1 protein-coding gene and 1 pseudogene are annotated in these 1,354 nt (G+C 74.3%); both read right to left on the bottom strand.

The window, feature by feature from the left end; genetic code table 11:
* Positions 1-227: pseudogene (locus tag ACSNOH_RS34790) on the bottom strand (hypothetical protein); the annotation flags it as partial.
* 81 nt (positions 228-308) lie between these two features.
* Positions 309-1,354 (bottom strand): ABC transporter ATP-binding protein (locus tag ACSNOH_RS34785; RefSeq protein WP_436725444.1); only part of this gene is annotated, 1,046 nt, incomplete at its 5' end.

The raw sequence follows: 1,354 nt of genomic DNA, 5'->3' as shown, positions 1-1,354 counted from the left end.
GAGGATCCGCCTTCTGCGGGGGTGGGGGGTGGGCAGGGCTTCCAGGAGAGGGTCTGGCGGGCGGTGGCCGCGTCCTGGGAGCGGGTGGCCTTCTCGCTCGGGTGCGGGGTGCGTGCGCTGTGGCCGGTGCCGGTGCCGCCGCCGCTGTCGGCGCCTGTGCAGGCCGTCGCCGTGACCGCCAGGATCGCGGCGGTGAGCAGGCCTCCTGCCCGTACGGATCTGGTCACTCGTTCATCGTCCGCGGCGGGCGGTGGGCGTGCGCGCGGGGTGGGGCGTACGGGTTACCCGGGGGGTTTGTTATTAACCCCCTACAGGGGGACGAAAGTGATCTCCGTGGCCTTGACGCTCACCCACACCGGTGTGCCCTCCGACAGGCCCAGCTCGGCCGCCGCCGCCGGGGTGATCTCCGCTACGACGTCCGGCTCGCCCGACACGAGGACCCTCAGGCGGCCGCCGTGCGCGGTGATCTCGCGGATCGTGCCCTGCCAGACGTTGCGGGGGCTTCCCGCGGTGGGGGGTGCGGTGTGGAGGGAGACCGCCTCCGGGCCGACCACGGCCAGGCCCGCTGCCGTGCGGTCGGCGGCGTCCGCTGCGATCAGGCTTGCTCCTTCGTCCAGGAGCACGGTTCCTTCTGCTGTGGCCTTGCCCCGCCACGCGTTCCTCCCCAGCATGCGGGCCACCCAGGGGGAGCGGGGGTGGCGGGTCAGCTCGGCGGGCGTCGCGTACTGGACGGTGCCGCCGTCCTCCAGGACGAGGACGTGGTCGGCCAGGGAGACCGCCTCCACGGGGTCGTGGGTGACGATCAGGCAGACGCCGGGGAAGTCCGCGAGGTGCGTGCGGAGCGTGTGCCGGACCGCGGAGCGGGTCGACTGGTCGAGGGCGGCGAGGGGCTCGTCCAGGAGCAGCAGGCGGGGGCCGGCCGCCAGGGCCCTGGCGAGGGCCACGCGCTGGGCCTGGCCGCCGCTGAGGCTGCCGGGCCTGCGGTGGGCCAGCTCGGCCACGTCCAGGCGGGTCAGCCAGTGGTGGGCGCGGTGGTGGGCTTCCTTCTTGGGCACGCCCTGGGCTCGGAGGCCGTAGGCGGTGTTGGCGAGGGCGGTGAGGTGGGGGAAGAGGGCCGTGTCCTGGGGGACCCAGGAGATGTGGCGTTGGTGCGGGGGGTTTGCCGAGACGTCTTTGTCGCCGAGGGTCAGGGTGGTTGCCGTGGCCCGGGTCGTCAGGCCCAGGAGGGCTCGGAGCAGGGTTGTCTTCCCCGCGCCGTTCGGGCCCACCACGGCGATGGTGGTGCCGGGCTGTGCGGTGAGCGTGGTGTTCGTGGCGCCGGTGACCGTGGTGCGCAGGGGGTGCGGGGTGGGGG

Source organism: Streptomyces sp. URMC 127, assembly GCF_051386535.1.
Lineage (GTDB): Bacteria > Actinomycetota > Actinomycetes > Streptomycetales > Streptomycetaceae > Streptomyces.
Note: the sequence above shows the minus strand (reverse complement) of the source record. Positions and strands in the feature narration are given on the sequence as shown.